Below are 16,551 nucleotides of genomic sequence, written 5' to 3'. Positions count from 1 at the left end.
CGTCTACGTCGTTACGATATCGTAATTATATACTTCGCCTCAAAAACAGATAAAGTTCCGCAACAATCACGCTCCGGATTATTTCTGCGCCACTCGCAAAACCCCTTGCACCGGCATGAATTGCACGCCATCTGGGCGGCGAATGAACAAATTCCCAATAAGAGCCGGTATCGCCCGGCTTGGCCTGCCATGACGCCCCGGCTAACCGGCAAACGCATCATGATCGTCGATGACGAACCAATGATCGCCCTGCTGCTCGAAACCGCCCTCGCGGACGAGGACTGCGAAATCGTAGGCCCTTTCCCCAGCGTCGCCGCCGCCCACGCTGCGGCCACCACCGAGCCGCTCGATTTCGCTTTGCTCGACGTCAATGTGGCGGACGGCAAAGTCTACCCGATCGCCGAAGCCCTCGACGCAAGGGGCATCCGCTTCCTCCTGCTTTCCGGCTACGGCGACGGCGACTGCCCCGACAACCGCTCCCACTGGCAAACCGCCGCCAAACCCTTCGCGATCGATCCGCTGATCGAACGGATCTGCACGGCCCTCGGGACCACATGACCCCGCCGACGCCGACGGACCGCCCGTCCGGCGGCATCGACCAGCTCGATCGCGGCGGCGAAATGGGATATCTCATCCGCGCTCACGATTGGGCCGCAACTCCCCTCGGTCCGCTCGAATCCTGGCCCCGCAGCCTGCACTCCATCGTCCTCATGATGGTCACCTCCCGCTACCAGATGTGGATGGCCTGGGGCCCCGATCTGACATTCCTCTACAACGACGCCTATTGTCCCACCCTCGGCGTCAAGCACCCCGGAGCCCTCGGCAAACCGGCCCGGAACGTCTGGGCCGAAATCTGGCCCGATATCGGCCCCCTGATCGCCCAGGTGCTCGAAACCGGCGAAGCCACCTACTCCGAAGCCATGCTGCTCCTGCTGCAGCGCAGCGGCTTCACCGAGGAAACCTACCACACGTTTTCCTACAGCCCCCTGTTCGACGACGATGGCGCGATCGCGGGGATGTTCTGCGTCGTCGTCGAGGAAACCGAACGGGTCATCAACGACCGCCGGCTCGAAACCCTCCGCCGCCTCGGCGCCGCCGCCGCCGCCGCGAACGACGAAGCCGCCCTGTTTTCCACCGTCGGCACCGAACTCGCCACCAACACCGCCGACCTCCCCTTCGTCCTTACCTACCTTTACGACCAGCAGCACGCGGGTGCCGACCTCGTGGCCCATTCCGGCATCGCCCCGGGCCTCACCGCCTCGCCCGTCCGGATCGAGGCCACCGACCCGGTCTGGCCGATCAATGCGATCCTCCAAACCGCCCAACCCGTCCTCGTCACCGACCTCGCCGACCGCTTCGCGACCCTCCCCCACGGCATCTGGGACCGCCCGCCCGCCAACGCCCTGATCGTCCCGATCCCCAACCAGGCCGAGCAGGAAACCACCGCCGGGGTCATGGTGGTCGGCCTCAACCCCAACCGGGCGTTCGACCCCGCGTATAACGATTTCGTCACCCTCCTCTGCGGCCAGATCGGCGCCGCCCTCGCCCGGGTCCGCGCCTTCGAGGCGGAACGCCGCCGGGCCGAGGCGCTGGCCGAGCTCGATCGCGCCAAAACCGTTTTCTTCGCCAATGTCAGCCACGAGTTCCGCACCCCGCTGACCCTGATGCTGAGCCCGCTGGAAGACGCGCTGGCCACAACCGAAGGCGCGGTCCACGACCAGATCGCGCTCGCCTTCCGCAACGGCACCCGCCTGCTGCGCCTGGTCAACAACCTGCTCGATTTCTCGCGGATCGAGGCCGGCCGCACCGGTGCGCGCTTCGCCCCCACCGACCTCGCCGCCTTCAGCGCCGAAATCGCCTCCTGCTTTCGCGCCGCGATCGAGCGCGCCGGCCTCACCCTCCAGGTCGAGACGCCCGCCTTGCCCGCGCCGGTCTATCTCGATCGCGAGATGTGGGAAAAAATTCTGTTCAACCTGCTCTCCAACGCCTTCAAATTCACCCTCCACGGCGGCATCGACCTCACTGTTCGCCCCACGGCCGATGGCACCCACGCCGAAATCCGGGTCCGCGATACCGGCATCGGCGTTCCCCCCGCCGAGGTGCCGCGCCTGTTCGAGCGGTTCCACCGGGTCGAAGCCGGCCAGGGCCGCAGCATCGAAGGCAGCGGCATCGGCCTCGCTCTGGTGCAGGAGCTGGTCCGCCTCCACGGCGGCACCATCGCCGTCGAGAGCGAACCGGGCACCGGCACCTGTTTCATCATCCACCTCGCCTTCGGCACCGCCCATCTGCCGCCCGATCAGATCGCGACCGCAAGTTCCGCTGCCGAACCCCGCAATGCCGCCCTGTTCGTCGAGGAAGCAATGCGCTGGCTGCCGGACCAGAGCGTCCCCCCCGCCATGCAGGACGGCTCGCACCCCGATCGCGCGAGGCGTGGCCAGCGCATCATCCTCGCCGACGACAACACCGACATGCGGGACTATGTCAGCCGCCTGCTGACCGGCCAGGGCTACACGGTCGAAGCGGTCCCCGATGGTCTCGCCGCCCTCGAAGCCGCGCGGCAGGCACCCCCCGATCTGATCCTCTCGGACGTCATGATGCCCCGGCTCGACGGGTTCGGCCTGCTGCGGACCGTCCGGGCCGAACGCGCTCTGGCCGGCACACCGGTCGTGCTGCTCTCGGCCCGCGCCGGCGAGGAGGCGAAAATCGAAGGCCTCGACGCCGGGGCCGATGATTACCTGACCAAGCCCTTCGCCGCCCGCGAATTGCTGGCGCGCGTCGCGACCAACATCCAGATGGCGATGGTCCGGCGTGAGGCCGCGCGCGAAATCATGCGCAGCGAGCAGCAACTGCTGATGACCCGCGAACGCCTCGACATCGCGCTGGCCACCGGACGGGTCGCGATTTTCGAACTCGATGTCGACACCAACCGCACCATGGTGTTCGGTCCCCTCGTCGCGTTTTTCGGCGTCCCCGAAGCGGTGGCGGCCCAAGGCCTCCCGCTGGAGCAGTTCACCCAGGGGATCGACCCTGACGATCGGGATCGCGTGGTTGACGCGATCGCGGCAGCCATCATGGAAAATCGGCCCTTCGAGGCGGAATACCGGATTCTCGGCGGCGATGCCCCGCGCCACGTGATCGCCCGCGGCATGCTCGAAGCGGGTTCCGCCACCGGGACCCGGCTGATCGGCGCGGTGATCGACATTTCCGGCGAAAAGGCGGCGCAGGATGAGCTGCGAGCCCAGACCCGCGCGATGGAACGGCTGAATGCCACCCTTGAGGAACGGATCGCCGTCGCCGTCGCCGAACGCCTGCAGGCGGAAGATGCCCTGCGCCAGGCGCAGAAAATGGAAGCGGTCGGCCAGCTCACCGGCGGGGTCGCCCATGATTTCAACAATCTGCTCACCGTAATCATCGGCGGTCTCGATACCATCCGCCGCCGCGGCCCGCAGGACAATCCCCGCGTCACCCGCGCCCTCAACCTCGCAACCCAGGGCGCCCAGCGCGCCGCGACCCTCACCGCCCGCCTGCTCGCCTTCTCGCGCCGCCAGCCGCTCGACCCCAGGCCGCTCGACCTCAATGCCGTGGTCCGCGACAGCACCGAGTTGCTGCACCGGACCCTCGGCGAAACCATCGAGCTAGAAACCGTCACCGCCGCGCGGCTCTGGCCGGTCGAGGTCGATCAGAACCAGCTCGAAAACGCCATCCTCAACCTCGCGGTCAACGCCCGCGACGCGATGCCCGGCGGTGGCAAGCTGACGATCGAAACCGGCAACACCATGCTCGATGATTCCTACACCGCGCGGGATTCCGAAGTGATCCCCGGCCAGTACGCCGTGGTCTCGATCAGCGACAGCGGCAGCGGCATGGACACCGAAACCTTGGGCCGGGTGTTCGAGCCGTTCTACACCACCAAGGAGGTCGGCAAGGGCACCGGCCTCGGGCTCAGCATGGTCTATGGCTTCGTCAAGCAATCCGGCGGCCACATCACCATCTATAGCGAATTGGGCCAGGGCACCACGGTCCGGCTCTATTTCCCGCGCTATCGGGGCGATCTGACCGATACCGCCGCCACCGTCGCGGTCGCCCCGCCCGGCGGCCTCAAGGAGGAGATCATCCTCGTCGTCGAAGATAACGACGATGTGCGCAGCTACAGCGTCATGATGCTCAACGAACTCGGCTACAGCGTGCTCGAAGCCGCCGATTCCGACGCTGCGATGGAGATCATCCGCACCCCGGGCCGGATCGACCTGCTGTTCACCGACGTGGTGCTCCCAGGCCGCACCGGCCGGGTACTGGCAACCGAAGCCCAGATCATCCGCCCCGACCTGCGCGTCCTGTTCACCACCGGCTATTCCCGCAACGCCATCGTGCATCAGGGCCGGCTCGATGCCGGGGTCGCGCTGCTGACCAAGCCGTTCACCTTCGAACAGCTCGCCACCCGCATCCGCGACGTTCTCGACCAGCCGCACCGCTGATCATCGCAACCCTGACAACGGCCCGTTCCCGATCGATCACCACCGGTTGACCGGGCCGTGAACAATGGGTCATCTCCGCATCTGCCGGTTGCGGTCCCCGCCGCCTCGCATCACCTGCGGTAAGGTTTTATAAATTCGCAGGAGATACCATCATGTTCTACCATCGCAAGGAAACCATCCGGCCCGTCAAAGTCGGGACGCCGAATCCGGTTTTCGGCCAGTATCTGCTCGAACAGTTCGGCGGCGCGACCGGTGAATTGACGGCGGCGCTCCAGTACTGGGTCCAATCCTTCCACGTCGAAGATCCCGGCATCCGTGACATGTTGCAGGACATCGCGATCGAGGAGTTCAGCCACCTCGAAATGGTCGGCAAACTCATCGTCCAGCATACCTCCCAGAAGCAGCATCACAAACTCCACGATGTGCCGCTGTTCGCAATCAAGGGCATCGGCCCGCATTTCGTCGACAGTCAGGGCTCGGCCTGGACCGCTTCCTATATCAACGAAGGCGGCAACGTGGTGCGCGATCTGCGGGCCAATATCGCTGCCGAAGCCGGGGCGCGCCAGACCTACGAAGCCCTGATCCACCAGTGCGACGATGAGAGCACCCGCGAAACCCTGGTCCATCTGCTGACCCGCGAGATCACCCACGCGCAGATGTTCATGAAAGCGCTCGATTCGCTCGGCAAACTGACCGACCCGATGTTCGGCACCATCCAGCCGGACGAGACCGTCAATGTCGTGTACAACCTGTCGCAGGGCGAGGACATGCGCGGTCCGTGGAACACCGCGCCGTTCGAATACGTCGCCGACCCGAAGCCGACCGGTGGCAAGCCGCCCGGCATGTCAAATCCCGATGACGAAAAAACCTCGTCGCACGCCAAGGCGGCCTGAATTGCGATCACGTGACCGGCATGACGAGCAATGCCGGTCACGTGAACTTTCCGTTTCGACTTCAAGATATAGTGTATTGAACAATTATATGTGACCACTGGATTTGTAAACGCCAGTTGATCGATTCGTAACATGCGCCGATATGTATGCCACTACAGGAATACGGCTCGGACTTACGAAGGGATAAAAACGTTTGGGTACGTTCAGCACGGGTGACGCCATGAATGCCCGACTCGATTTGCCGGCCCAGCCCGAAGCGAAGGCGCAGCCCGCAAGGGCGAACTGGCGCCGCTGGATGGGCCGGGCACCGATGGGTCTGGCTTTGTTGCTCGGCGGCTGCAGCGACACCCATATCCGCCTGTTCGATCCGGTCGGCACGATCGCGCGCGCCGAATGGCGCTTCACCGTGATCGACGTGCTGATCATGCTCTGCATCATTCTGCCAACCCTGATTTTCATCCTGATCGCGATGTGGCGCTACCGGGCCTCGCGTCAGGCGAAATACGATCCCGAATTCACCCATTCGGTCCGCCTCGAATTGCTGATGTGGGGGATTCCGCTTATCGCGGTGATCGCGCTCGGCTATTTCTCCTGGCAGGGCGTGTTCGGGGTCAACCCCTATAACCCGACCATACTCAACCGGAAGACCTCGGCGGCGAACCCCCCGCCCGGCGGGGCCGTGGCGGTCCACCCGCTGATCATCAACGTGGTCGCGACCGACTGGCAATGGCTGTTCATCTATCCGAAACAAAAGATCGCGACCCTCAACACGGTCTATGTGCCGACCGGGCGGACCGTCGAATTCCGCCTGACCGCGACCGATGTGGTCAACGATTTCTATATCCCGCAACTCATCGGCATGATCGACGTGATGCCCGGCATGCGGACCAAGGACGTCATGCGGGTCGATCATCCCGGAAAATGGATCGGCTTCTCGGCGGATATCAGCGGCGCCGGCATGTCGTGGATGCAGTTTCCGACCCACGCGGTCTCCGCCGCCGATTTCAAGACATGGGTGGCCAAGGTCAAGGGCGGCACCAGCCGCCTCAGCTACGCCGCATTCGAGAAACTCGCCCGTCCCACGGTCAATATCACGCACCATCACGCGATCTACGCTGATGTCGAGCCGCATCTGTTCCGGCATGTCATCACCGCGGCGATGGACGGCAAGACCTACCGGACCCCGATTTTCCTGACCAAGGACATGCTCAGGAACAAGCGTGATCATGCCGGATATCTGACCGCCTACGCTTCGCAGAAATCATAACGAGGGACATCACAGTGCTGGTTCATCTCCAAGGCCCCTGGACGCCGCTGTTCGGCCGGCTCACCCTCGGCCAGATCCCCTATCACAACGGCATCGTGCTCGGTGCCTTCATCTTCGCGGCAGGTGCCGGCCTCGTGATCATGGCGGCGCTCACCTACTACCGCAAATGGGGCTATCTGATCCGTGAATGGATTACCTCGCTCGACCACAAGAAAATAGGGGTGATGTACATCATCGTCGGGCTGGTCATGCTGTTTCGCGGCTTCATCGACGGGGTGATGATCCGGACCCAGCAGGCGATGGCCGATGGCCCCCATTCCGCCGGTCATCTTCAGGCGCTGCACGGCTACCTGCCGCCGTTCCATTTCGATCAGATCTACAGCTCCCACGGCACGATCATGATCATCTTCGCGGTCACGGTCGTTCTCACCGGGTTCCAGAACATCATCGTCCCGCTCCAGATCGGCGCGCGGGACATGGCGTTCCCCTACCTCAACGCGGTCAGCCTGTGGCTCACCGCCGCGGGAGCCGCGCTGGTGATGATCTCGCTGTTCGTCGGCGATTTCTCGCATGCCGGCTGGGTCGGCATCATTCCGCTGACCGAACTGCCCTACAGCCCCGGCGTCGGCGTCGATTACTGGGATTGGGCGCTGCAACTCAGCAGCCTCGGCACCACGCTCGGCGCGCTCAACCTGATCACCACCATCGTGATGATGCGCGCACCGGGCATGACCTGGTTTCGGATGCCGTTCTTCACCTGGGCGAGCCTGAGCACCCAAACCATCGGCCTCACCGCCTTCCCGGTGCTCGGCGTGGCCCTGGCCCTGCTCAGCTCGGACCGTTACCTCGGCACCCATTTCTATACCGGCGGCATGGGCGGCAACCTCATGCTCTATACCGATCTGTTCTGGATCTGGGGCCACCCCGAGGTCTATTTCATCATCCTGCCGGCCTGGGGCATCATGTCCGAAGTCATCCCGGTATTCTCGGAAAAGGCCCTTTTCGGCTACACCGTGATGGTCGCGGCAACCCTCTCGATCGCCGGGCTGTCATGGGCGGTGTGGCTGCACCATTTCTTCACCATGGGGGCGGGACCGGGCGTCAATCTGTTCTTCAGCGTCTCGACCATGCTGGTCGGCATCCCGACCGGGGTGAAAGTGTTCAACTGGTCGCTCACCCTCTATCGTGGCCGCCTGCGCTTCGAAACCCCGATGCTCTGGGCGATCGGCGGCCTGATCCTGCTGCTGGTCGGCGGGCTCACCGGCATGATGCTGGCGATTCCCGCGATCAACTACACCGTCCATAACAGCGTGTTCGTCATCGCGCATTTCCACATGATGTTCCTGGTCAGCGTGTACGGCATCTTCGCCGGGATGATGTTCTGGTTCCCAAAAGTGTTCGGCTTCCGGCTCGATGAAAATTCGGGCCGCAAGTTCTTCATCTTCTTCTCGCTCGGCACCGCGACCACCTTCAGCGCCATGTTCACCCTCGGTTTCATGGGCATGACCCGGCGGCTGGACTATCTTTACGATCCGCACTGGCAGCCGCTGCTCGACATCGAGGAATTCGGCATTTTCCTCTATTGCGTGGCGGTCTTCTATTTCTTCAAGATGATCTATGTCAGCCTACGCGACCGCGCCAAGGAATCGCATGGCCAGGACGTGTGGTCGACCTCGCGCACCCTGGAATGGATGACGCTGACGCCGGTGCCCTACTATAATTTCGCGGTCATCCCCGAAGTTCACGGGCGGGACGAATGGGCCTCGCGCCGGGAAAGTGGTTTCGAGGATTCCGGACCGGAAGAGTATGAGGACATCCATCTGCCGAAAAGCTCCATCGCCCCCGCCGTCATCGGTGCGCTGGCCTTCGGCTTCGGCTTCGGCATGACCTGGCGGATCTGGTGGATGGCAGGGCTGAGCCTGCTCGGCATCATCGGCGTGGTCATCCTGCGCTCCTTCGCCGATCAATCCGGCATCGTACTGAGCGCCGACGCTGTCCGGCGGATGGAACAGAAACCCGAAGGAACCGGCATCATCACCGACCATATCTCCCCGCCGGTTGCCGAGCTTGAGGCGCTGTCATGAGCCGTACTGAGCGATTGACGCCCTCCCACCGGCTCTGGGCGCGCCACCACCCCGAGCCCGACCCCATCGCGATGAAAACGCTGGGCTTCTGGCTCTACATGATGAGCGACGCCCTGATCTTCGCCGGGCTGTTCGCCGCCTACGCGGTGCTGGATCACAAATTCAACGCCGCCGGCGGCCCGCAGATCAAGAATGTCGTCCACCCGCTCGAAGCCTTCGTGCAGACCATCGTGGTGTTCACCAGCGTGCTCGCCTACAGCCTCGCCATGGTCGGGTTGAAGGCGCGCAACCGGATGTTCGTCCTCGCCGGCCTGCTCTCGGCCTTCGTGCTCGGCGGCGTGTTCCTTGGCCTCGAAATCAACGATTTCGCAACGCTGGTCGCCCACGGCATCACACCGGAACGCAGCGGCCTGATGTCGATATTCTTCGTCCTGATCGCGACCCACGGCCTGCACATGGCCTTCGGGATGCTGTGGATGGCCGTGATGATGGCTCAGGTGGCGCTCAAGGGGTTCACCACCGAAGTCGTCACCCGCCTGCTCAACCTGCGCCTGTTCTGGGTCTTTCAGGCCTCGATCTGGGTGTGCATGTTCGTGTTCGTCTACCTCAATGGAGCGTTCTGATGTCAGCCCATGAAGCCGATCCGCTCGATCACCCCGAAGTCCGCCACGCCAGCCCGCTCGCCTACGTCTCGGGCTACCTGCTCTCGGTCATCTTCATGGCGATCGCCCTGCTGCTGACGCTGCGGCACACCATGCACTACCTCAACTTCATCATCGCGGTCTCGATCCTCGCAGGCCTCGCTTTGCTCGCGCAGGCCCTGCTGATGTTCCGGCTCGACCTGTCGAAATCGCAGCAGTGGAAAACCTTCTCGCTCATCCTGGTCCTGCCCCTGTTCGTGCTCTCCGTCGGGCTGACCGGCTGGATGTTCCACACTTTGTACCCCCGCACCATGATGCACTTCATGCAGGTGCAGGGCGCGGATATGTGAGGGCGGGGGTCGAGAAGGGCAGCACTTCTTTTTTGTAAAAAAGAAGCAAAAAACTTCCGTTCGCTGTGCTCGTGCCTGTGAAACCACCCGTGCCCCAGATCAAAAAAGTTTTTTGCTTCCTTTTTTTCAAAAAAGAAGCGCTTTCTTCCTTAACCCCCCCCGATCACGCCGCCCGTGCCATGCTCCGCAGCACGTACTGCAAAATCCCGCCGTTTTCGTAATACATCACCTCGTCCCTGGTATCGACGCGGCAGAGCAATGTCGCCTTGTCGGTGGTGCCGTCGGCGCGGTGGATCAGCATGTCGATATCCATCCGCGGCGAGAGGGAATCGAGGCCGAGGATGTCGATGGTTTCATCGCCGCGCAATTCCAGCGTCTTGCGGGTCATGCCGTTCTTGAAGACCAGCGGCAGCACGCCCATGCCCACCAGGTTTGAGCGGTGGATGCGTTCGAAGCTTTCGGCGATCACGGCGCGGATGCCGAGCAGCATGGTGCCTTTCGCGGCCCAGTCGCGCGAGGAGCCGGTGCCGTATTCGCGCCCGACGATGGCGACCAGCGGCACGCCCTCGGCCTTGTAGCGCATGGCGGCGTCGTAAATCGGCATCTGCGCGCCGGAGGGGTAGTGTTTCGTGTAGCCGCCTTCGACGTTGTCGAGCATTTCGTTGCGGATACGAATATTGGCGAAGGTGCCGCGCATCATGATTTCGTGGTTGCCGCGCCGTGAGCCGTAGGAGTTGAAATCCTTCGGCAGGATCTGCCGTTCGGCAAGATATTCACCAGCTGGGGTGGTGGCGCGGAAGCTGCCGGCGGGGGAGATGTGATCGGTGGTGATCGAATCGCCGAGCAGAGCCAGAATGCGCGCACCGGTGATGTCGGTCACCGGTTTCGGCTCCATGGTCATCCCCTCGAAATAGGGCGGGTTTTTCACATAGGTCGAGGAACCGGACCAATGATAGGTCTCGGACTCGCCTTCCACCTCGATCGCCTGCCACTGTTTCGGGCCCTTGAACACATCGCCGTAGCGGTCGAGGAACATCTCGCGGGTGAGCGATGATTTCACCAGATCGGCGATCTCCCGCGTGGTCGGCCAGATATCCTTGAGATACACGTCGTTGCCGTTCTGATCCTGGCCGATCGGCGCGGTGGTGATGTCCACCATCATGGTGCCGAGCAGGGCGTAGGCGACCACCAGCGGCGGGGAGGCGAGGTAGTTCGCCCGGACATTGGGGTGAACCCGGCCCTCGAAATTGCGGTTGCCGGACAGTACCGAGACCGCGACCAGCTTGTTGTCCTCGATGGCCTCGGCGATCGCATCGTCCAGTGGGCCGGAATTGCCGATGCAGGTGGTGCAGCCGTAGCCCACGGTTTCGAAACCGAGCGCATCGAGATCGGCGGTGAGGCCGGATTTGTCGAGATACTCGGTGACGACCTGCGAGCCGGGGGCGAGGGAGGTTTTCACCCAGGGCTTGGGCTTCAAACCGAGCGCGCGGGCCTTGCGCGCAACCAGCCCGGCGGCGACGAGGACCGAGGGGTTGGAGGTGTTGGTGCACGACGTGATGGCCGCGATCACGACATCGCCATGGGTGATCGAGAAATTCCGGCCCGCGACCTCGCCCTTGGCACCGACATCGTTGGCCGGGACCCCGAGCGACTTGGTCAGTTCAGTGGCGAAGGCGGATGCGGCTTTGGACAGCGCCACCCGGTCCTGTGGCCGCTTGGGTCCGGCGAGCGAGGGTTCGACGCTGGAAAGATCGAGTTCGAGCGTGTCGGAGAAGGTAAGTTCACTGTCGTCGCGCCAGAGGCCCTGCGCCTTGCAATAGGCCTCGACCAGCTTGATCCGGTGCTCGTCGCGCCCCGAAAGCTTCATGTAATCGAGCGTGATCTGATCGACCGGGAAAAACCCGCAGGTCGCGCCGTATTCCGGCGCCATGTTGGCGATGGTCGCCCGATCCGCCAGCGGGAGCTGATCCAGCCCGGCACCGTAGAATTCGACGAATTTGCCGACCACGCCCTTCCTGCGGAGCATCTGGGTGACGGTCAGGACCAGATCGGTCGCGGTGATGCCCTCGCGCAGCGTGCCGGTGAGTTTGAAGCCGATCACATCCGGGATCAGCATGGCGATCGGCTGGCCGAGCATCGCGGCCTCCGCCTCGATCCCGCCGACGCCCCAGCCGAGCACGCCCATGCCGTTGACCATGGTGGTGTGGGAATCGGTGCCGAACAGCGTGTCCGGGTAGGCGAGGGTCCTGCCATCCGCCGTCGCGGTCCAGACCGCCTGGGCGAGGTATTCGAGATTGACCTGATGGCAGATGCCGGTGCCGGGCGGGACGACGCGGAAATTGTCGAACGCGTCCTGCCCCCAGCGGAGGAATTCGTAGCGCTCGCCGTTGCGCTCGAACTCGATATCGACATTGCGTTCCAGCGCGTCCTTGCGGCCGGACACATCGACCATCACGGAATGGTCGATCACGAGATCGACCGGCACCAGCGGGTTGACCCGGGCGGCGTCCCCGCCGAGCTTGACGATGCCATCACGCATCGCGGCGAGATCGACCACGGCGGGAACCCCGGTGAAATCCTGCATCAGGATCCGCGCGGGGCGGAACGGCACGTCCCTGTCCGAGTGGGCGGAGGCGGTCCACGCGACCAGCGCCTTGGCATCCTCCACCGTGTAGGACGTGCCGTTTTCGAAGCGCAGCACGTTTTCGAGCAGGATTTTCAGCGTGCGCGGCAGGCGGGAAATGTCGCCGAGCTTTTCAGCCGCCGCGTTGAGTGCGAAATAGGTATAGTTCCTGCCCTCGACACTCAGCGTCGTTTCCGTTTTCAGACTGTCCTGACCGATCATGTTCATGATGCTTCATCCTCTTGGCGGAGTTCGGCGTTTCGCGCCGCAGCAAAACCGATACGTGATCCGCTTAAATCACGCACGCCGCCGCGCGTCCATTGTCGCAGCGGTCAATTAGCCATGCTTGAGGCACGCTCCCTCGCCGCGATTCGCGGCGAACGACTCGTGTTCCGCGATGTTTCGTTCCGGCTGGCGGCGGGCGGCGCGCTGCTGCTGGTCGGGCCGAACGGGGCGGGGAAATCATCATTGATCCGCCTGCTCGCCGGGCTGACCCCACCCGCCGCCGGGGCGCTGCTCTGGGATGATCAGGATGCGCTCGACGATCCGCCCCTTCACGCCACCCGGCTCGTGTTCGTCGGGCATATGGACGCGATCAAGCCGGGGCTGACGGTTGCGGACAATCTCGGCCTCGCGCGCCGCCGCTCGCGCGCCGATATCGTGGCGGCGCTGGCCACGGTCGATCTGGAGCGGTTCGCGGATCTGCCGGCGCGGCTGCTGTCCTCGGGGCAGCGGCGGCGGCTCGCGCTCTCGCGGCTGGCCCTGTCCAGCGCGCCGCTCTGGCTGCTCGATGAACCGACCACCGGGCTCGATGCCGCCTCGGTCCGCCGGCTGGAGGCGAATTTCGCGCGCCACCGGGCGGGCGGCGGCATGATCATCGCGGCGACCCATCTGCCGCTCGACCTGCCGGGTTCGGTCGGGCTCGATCTCAGCCGGGCCGGATCGTGAGGGCGTTTTTCGCGCTGATCCGCCGCGAACTCGTGCTGGCACTGCGCCATGCCGGGGATTCGGTGGCGTCGCTGCTGTTCTTCGTGATCGCCGCCAGCCTGTTCGCCTTCGCGATCGGGCCTTCGGAGCAGGTGCTCGCGGGCATCGCGCCGGGCGTGGTGTGGGTGATCGCGCTGCTCGCAGCGCTGCTGCCGCTCAACCGGCTGTTCGCCGCCGATTACGAGGATGGCGCGCTCGACCAGCTGATGGTGTCCGGCCTGCCGGCCAGCGCCGTCGCCTTCGGCAAGATCATCGGCCACTGGCTGACCACCGGCCTCCCGCTGCTGATCATCGCCGGCCCTGTCGCGATCATGCTGCGGCTCGATGATGCCGCCGTGCCGCAACTGCTGCTCACCCTGCTGCCCGGCACCATCCTGCTCTCGCTGGTGGGCGGGATGAGTGCGGCGGTCACGCTCGGGGCGCGCGGCGGCACCGTGCTGCTGCCGCTGATCGCGCTGCCGCTGATGATCCCGGCGCTGATTTTCGGCGCGGCGGGGGCGGTCGCGACCCATCCGTTATCCGAATTCGCCATGCTGCTTGGCCTGCTTGCGCTGTTCCTGCCGATGGCCCCGCTCGCGGCGGGGGCGGCGTTGCGGGCCGCGGTGTCCTGAACGCGGTTGCGCGGGCGCGTGGTTTTGCCTATACCGCCGCTTCCAGCGCGATCTCGTCGCGAGCCCGGGCGTTTTGGCATGCCCGGCCGCACACCGCGCACCCGGAGTCCGGGCATGGACGTGAAGGAGATGAAAATGCCGAAAATGAAGACCAAGTCGTCGGTCAAAAAGCGGTTCAAGATCACCGCGACCGGCAAGGTGTTGTGCGGCCACGGCAACAAGCGCCACGGGCTGATCAACCGTTCCCAGAAAATGAAGCGCACCAATCGTGGCACGATGGCGCTGCCCGAGCAGGACGGCAAGACCGTCAAGCAGTGGGCCCCCTACGGTCTCGGTTAAGGAGCGATAACACATGGCACGCGTAAAACGGGGCGTCACCACCCACGCCCGGCACAAAAAAGTTCTCAAGCAATCCAAGGGCTTCGTCGGCCGCTCGTCGACCAGCTACCGGATCGCGCTCGAACGGCTCGAAAAGTCGCTCCAATACGCCTACCGCGACCGGCGCGTTAAGAAGCGCGAATTCCGCGCCCTCTGGATCCAGCGCATCAACGCCGCGGTGCGCGAGCACGGGCTGACCTACAGCCAGTTCATCGCGGCGCTGAAAACCGCGAATATCGACCTCGATCGCAAGGTGCTCTCGGCCATGGCATTCGACGATCCGGCGGGCTTTGCCGCTGTCGTCGAGGCGGCCAAGGCCGTGCGGGCGTAAGGTCGGGTAAAAAACTTCGGTTCCTCAAGGGCTTCGGCTCTTGGGGGCTCAGGCCTCCATCGGGACCAGATGGGTCATGAAGAGGCTGGCGCAGGATTTCCATGAGAAATCTTCGGCGAAACGGCGGCAGGCGGCGCGGCTGAGGCCCAGCGCGCCGAGCGCCGCCAAGCGCAAATCTTCATCGAGGATACCCACCGCCGGGATGACGCCGCCGATGATGTCGCGCGGTCCGGCCACCGGATAGGCCGCGACCGGGACGCCCGAGGCCAATGCCTCCAGCACGACCAGCCCGAACGTGTCGGTCCGGCTGGGGAACACGAAAACATCCGCACTCGCGAACAATCCCGCCAGCTCCACTCCCTGCCGCGCACCGAGAAACACCACATTCGGACCGGCATAGCGCCGTTCCAGCCGCGCCCGCTCCGGCCCGTCGCCCACCACGACCCGCGTGCCCGGCAGATCGAGATCGAGGAACCCGGTGAGGTTTTTCTCGACCGCCAGCCGCCCGACCGAAAGAAAGATCGGGCGATGCCAGGACCGTGCCATCGCCCGGTCCGGATGGAACAGCACCGGATCGACGCCGCGCGACCAGAGGCGGATGTTGGTGAAACCGCGGCCCCGCAATTCATCGGCGAGCGATGCGGTGGCCACCATCGTGCCGGCACCGCGCCCGTGAAACCATCGCAGCCACGCATAGGCAAACCGGCGCGGCATGGCGATCCGCGCGGCGAGATAATCGGGGAACCGCGTGTGATAGGCCGTGGTGTAGCGCCACCCCGCCGCGCGGGCGAGGCGTGCGGCGCTCATCCCCAGCGGACCTTCGGTCGCGATATGCAGCGCATCGGGCCGGAAGGCGCGCATCAGCCGCGCGAGACGCCGGCCCGGCAGCACCGCGAGGCGGATTTCGCGATAGCCGGGGCAGGGCAGGGTTCGGAACTGGTCCGGCCCGACCACCATCACCTCATGCCCCAGCGCTTCCAGTTGCGCGGTCAGCATCGAAAGCGTGCGCACCACGCCGTTGACCTGCGGGTGCCAGGCATCGCTGACGATCATGATCCGGCAGGGCGTGGCACAGGCCGGGTCAGGCGGCGGCGGCATCCATCAGCCCCGCGACCGCGGCCGGCTTGCGCGGCACAAGGAACGACAACTTGTTGAGCGCCGCCCAGTCGATCAGTTCCAGCCGCCCGTCCCAATGTTCGACCAGAGCGGTGCAGCTTTCCACCCAATCGCCATCGTTGATGTACATCACGCCATCGACCATCCGCATCTCGGGATGATGGATATGGCCGCAGACCACGCCGTCGAACCCGCGGGCCCGCGCATCCGCCGCGAGCGCGGTCTCGAACCGGTCGATCGCCTTGACCGCCTCCTTGACCTGGCGCTTCAGATAGGCCGAGAGCGACCAGTAGGGGTAGCCGAACGAGGACCGCGCCATGTTGAAATAGCGGTTCAGCACCAGCGCCGCCGCGTAGGCCCAGTCCCCCAACAGCGCCAGCGTCTTTGCGTAGCACACCACGGAATCGAACTGGTCGCCATGGGTGATCAGCAGCCGCATCCCCGCCGCCGTGACGTGCTGCGCCTCCGCCTGGAATGTCACCCCGGCCATTTCGAGCCCCAGCGGCAGGAAGCGCCGTACCACCTCGTCATGGTTGCCGGGCACATAGGTGATTTTGGCGCCGTTGCGGGCATGGCGCAGAATTGCGTTCAGCACGTCGTCATGATGGCTGTCCCAGTACCAGCCCCGCTTGAGCCGCCAGCCATCAATGATGTCGCCCACCAGATAGATATGATCCGCGCTCATGCGGGCGAGGAAATCGGCAAGAAAATCCGCCCGGCATCCCCGCGTGCCGAGATGCGTGTCGGAAATGAACACGCTGCGGTAGCCGGTCGGGGCACATGAAGCTGTCATGC

General features: G+C 64.5%; 14 protein-coding genes. 11 read left to right on the top strand and 3 right to left on the bottom strand.

Annotated features, from left to right (window positions below):
• Nucleotides 1–189 precede the first annotated feature (189 nt).
• The 7 genes from SIL87_RS19120 (at nt 190) to SIL87_RS19090 (ending at nt 9,710) form a co-directional block, all read left to right on the top strand.
• Nucleotides 190–558 carry a response regulator gene (locus tag SIL87_RS19120; RefSeq protein ID WP_319615741.1) on the top strand — a complete coding sequence of 123 codons (369 nt, stop codon included), beginning with the start codon at nt 190–192 and terminating at the stop codon, nt 556–558.
• On the top strand, nt 555–4,475 hold the full coding sequence (locus SIL87_RS19115) for an ATP-binding protein (RefSeq protein ID WP_319615740.1): 3,921 nt from the start codon (nt 555–557) through the stop codon (nt 4,473–4,475). Before SIL87_RS19120 ends, SIL87_RS19115 begins: the two co-directional genes overlap by 4 nt.
• A 152-nt stretch (nt 4,476–4,627) precedes the next feature.
• On the top strand, nt 4,628–5,368 hold the full coding sequence (locus SIL87_RS19110; protein ID WP_319615739.1) for a manganese catalase family protein: 741 nt from the start codon (nt 4,628–4,630) through the stop codon (nt 5,366–5,368).
• A gap of 220 nt (nt 5,369–5,588) precedes the next feature.
• Nucleotides 5,589–6,635: a ubiquinol oxidase subunit II gene (locus tag SIL87_RS19105; RefSeq protein ID WP_319615737.1), complete on the top strand. Its 1,047-nt coding sequence runs from the start codon at nt 5,589–5,591 to the stop codon at nt 6,633–6,635.
• A gap of 47 nt (nt 6,636–6,682) precedes the next feature.
• Entirely contained in the window at nt 6,683–8,719 is a 2,037-nt protein-coding gene (locus tag SIL87_RS19100; protein ID WP_456304838.1) for a cbb3-type cytochrome c oxidase subunit I, read from the top strand.
• On the top strand, nt 8,716–9,342 hold the full coding sequence (locus SIL87_RS19095) for a cytochrome c oxidase subunit 3 (protein ID WP_319615734.1): 627 nt from the start codon (nt 8,716–8,718) through the stop codon (nt 9,340–9,342). Before SIL87_RS19100 ends, SIL87_RS19095 begins: the two co-directional genes overlap by 4 nt.
• Entirely contained in the window at nt 9,342–9,710 is a 369-nt protein-coding gene (locus SIL87_RS19090) for a hypothetical protein (protein ID WP_319615733.1), read from the top strand. Before SIL87_RS19095 ends, SIL87_RS19090 begins: the two co-directional genes overlap by 1 nt.
• Nucleotides 9,711–9,873: 163 nt before the next feature.
• Here the strand turns inward: SIL87_RS19090 and acnA are convergent, their stop codons facing one another.
• A complete protein-coding gene (gene acnA, locus SIL87_RS19085; RefSeq protein WP_319615732.1) occupies nt 9,874–12,561 on the bottom strand; it encodes an aconitate hydratase AcnA in 2,688 nt (895 codons plus the stop codon).
• Nucleotides 12,562–12,675: 114 nt separating this feature from the next.
• Here acnA and ccmA point away from each other — a divergent pair, with 114 nt between their 5' ends.
• The 4 genes from ccmA (at nt 12,676) to rplT (ending at nt 14,640) form a co-directional block, all read left to right on the top strand.
• Nucleotides 12,676–13,281 carry a heme ABC exporter ATP-binding protein CcmA gene (gene ccmA / locus SIL87_RS19080; RefSeq protein ID WP_319615731.1) on the top strand — a complete coding sequence of 202 codons (606 nt, stop codon included), beginning with the start codon at nt 12,676–12,678 and terminating at the stop codon, nt 13,279–13,281.
• The gene (gene ccmB / locus SIL87_RS19075; RefSeq protein ID WP_319615730.1) at nt 13,278–13,931 is read left to right on the top strand and encodes a heme exporter protein CcmB; all 654 of its coding nucleotides are present in this window, start codon (nt 13,278–13,280) and stop codon (nt 13,929–13,931) included. The genes ccmA and ccmB overlap by 4 nt, the downstream gene beginning before the upstream one ends.
• A gap of 135 nt (nt 13,932–14,066) precedes the next feature.
• On the top strand, nt 14,067–14,270 hold the full coding sequence (gene rpmI / locus SIL87_RS19070) for a 50S ribosomal protein L35 (protein ID WP_319615729.1): 204 nt from the start codon (nt 14,067–14,069) through the stop codon (nt 14,268–14,270).
• Between the two features lie 13 nt (nt 14,271–14,283).
• Nucleotides 14,284–14,640, top strand: a complete 357-nt coding sequence (gene rplT, locus SIL87_RS19065) for a 50S ribosomal protein L20 (protein ID WP_319615728.1) — start codon at nt 14,284–14,286, stop codon at nt 14,638–14,640.
• A gap of 48 nt (nt 14,641–14,688) precedes the next feature.
• Here the strand turns inward: rplT and SIL87_RS19060 are convergent, their stop codons facing one another.
• Entirely contained in the window at nt 14,689–15,738 is a 1,050-nt protein-coding gene (locus SIL87_RS19060) for a glycosyltransferase family 4 protein (protein ID WP_319615727.1), read from the bottom strand.
• Entirely contained in the window at nt 15,722–16,549 is an 828-nt protein-coding gene (locus SIL87_RS19055; protein WP_319615725.1) for a UDP-2,3-diacylglucosamine diphosphatase, read from the bottom strand. Before SIL87_RS19055 ends, SIL87_RS19060 begins: the two co-directional genes overlap by 17 nt.
• Nucleotides 16,550–16,551 lie beyond the last annotated feature (2 nt).

Source organism: Acidiphilium acidophilum (assembly GCF_033842475.1).
Lineage (GTDB): Bacteria > Pseudomonadota > Alphaproteobacteria > Acetobacterales > Acetobacteraceae > Acidiphilium > Acidiphilium acidophilum.
The sequence above is the reverse complement of the archived record's forward strand: the minus strand, read 5'-3'. Positions and strand labels throughout refer to the sequence as shown.

Excerpts from the sequence above, each read along its gene's own strand:
- SIL87_RS19120 (WP_319615741.1), top strand. The coding sequence starts at position 190 with ATGACGCCCCGGCTAACCGGCAAACGCATCATGATCGTCGATGACGAA.
- SIL87_RS19115 (WP_319615740.1), top strand. The coding sequence starts at position 555 with ATGACCCCGCCGACGCCGACGGACCGCCCGTCCGGCGGCATCGACCAG.
- SIL87_RS19110 (WP_319615739.1), top strand. The coding sequence starts at position 4,628 with ATGTTCTACCATCGCAAGGAAACCATCCGGCCCGTCAAAGTCGGGACG.
- SIL87_RS19105 (WP_319615737.1), top strand. The coding sequence starts at position 5,589 with ATGAATGCCCGACTCGATTTGCCGGCCCAGCCCGAAGCGAAGGCGCAG.
- SIL87_RS19095 (WP_319615734.1), top strand. The coding sequence starts at position 8,716 with ATGAGCCGTACTGAGCGATTGACGCCCTCCCACCGGCTCTGGGCGCGC.
- SIL87_RS19090 (WP_319615733.1), top strand. The coding sequence starts at position 9,342 with ATGTCAGCCCATGAAGCCGATCCGCTCGATCACCCCGAAGTCCGCCAC.
- acnA (WP_319615732.1), bottom strand. The coding sequence starts at position 12,561 with ATGAACATGATCGGTCAGGACAGTCTGAAAACGGAAACGACGCTGAGT.
- ccmA (WP_319615731.1), top strand. The coding sequence starts at position 12,676 with ATGCTTGAGGCACGCTCCCTCGCCGCGATTCGCGGCGAACGACTCGTG.
- rpmI (WP_319615729.1), top strand. The coding sequence starts at position 14,067 with ATGCCGAAAATGAAGACCAAGTCGTCGGTCAAAAAGCGGTTCAAGATC.
- rplT (WP_319615728.1), top strand. The coding sequence starts at position 14,284 with ATGGCACGCGTAAAACGGGGCGTCACCACCCACGCCCGGCACAAAAAA.
- SIL87_RS19060 (WP_319615727.1), bottom strand. The coding sequence starts at position 15,738 with ATGCCGCCGCCGCCTGACCCGGCCTGTGCCACGCCCTGCCGGATCATG.
- SIL87_RS19055 (WP_319615725.1), bottom strand. The coding sequence starts at position 16,549 with ATGACAGCTTCATGTGCCCCGACCGGCTACCGCAGCGTGTTCATTTCC.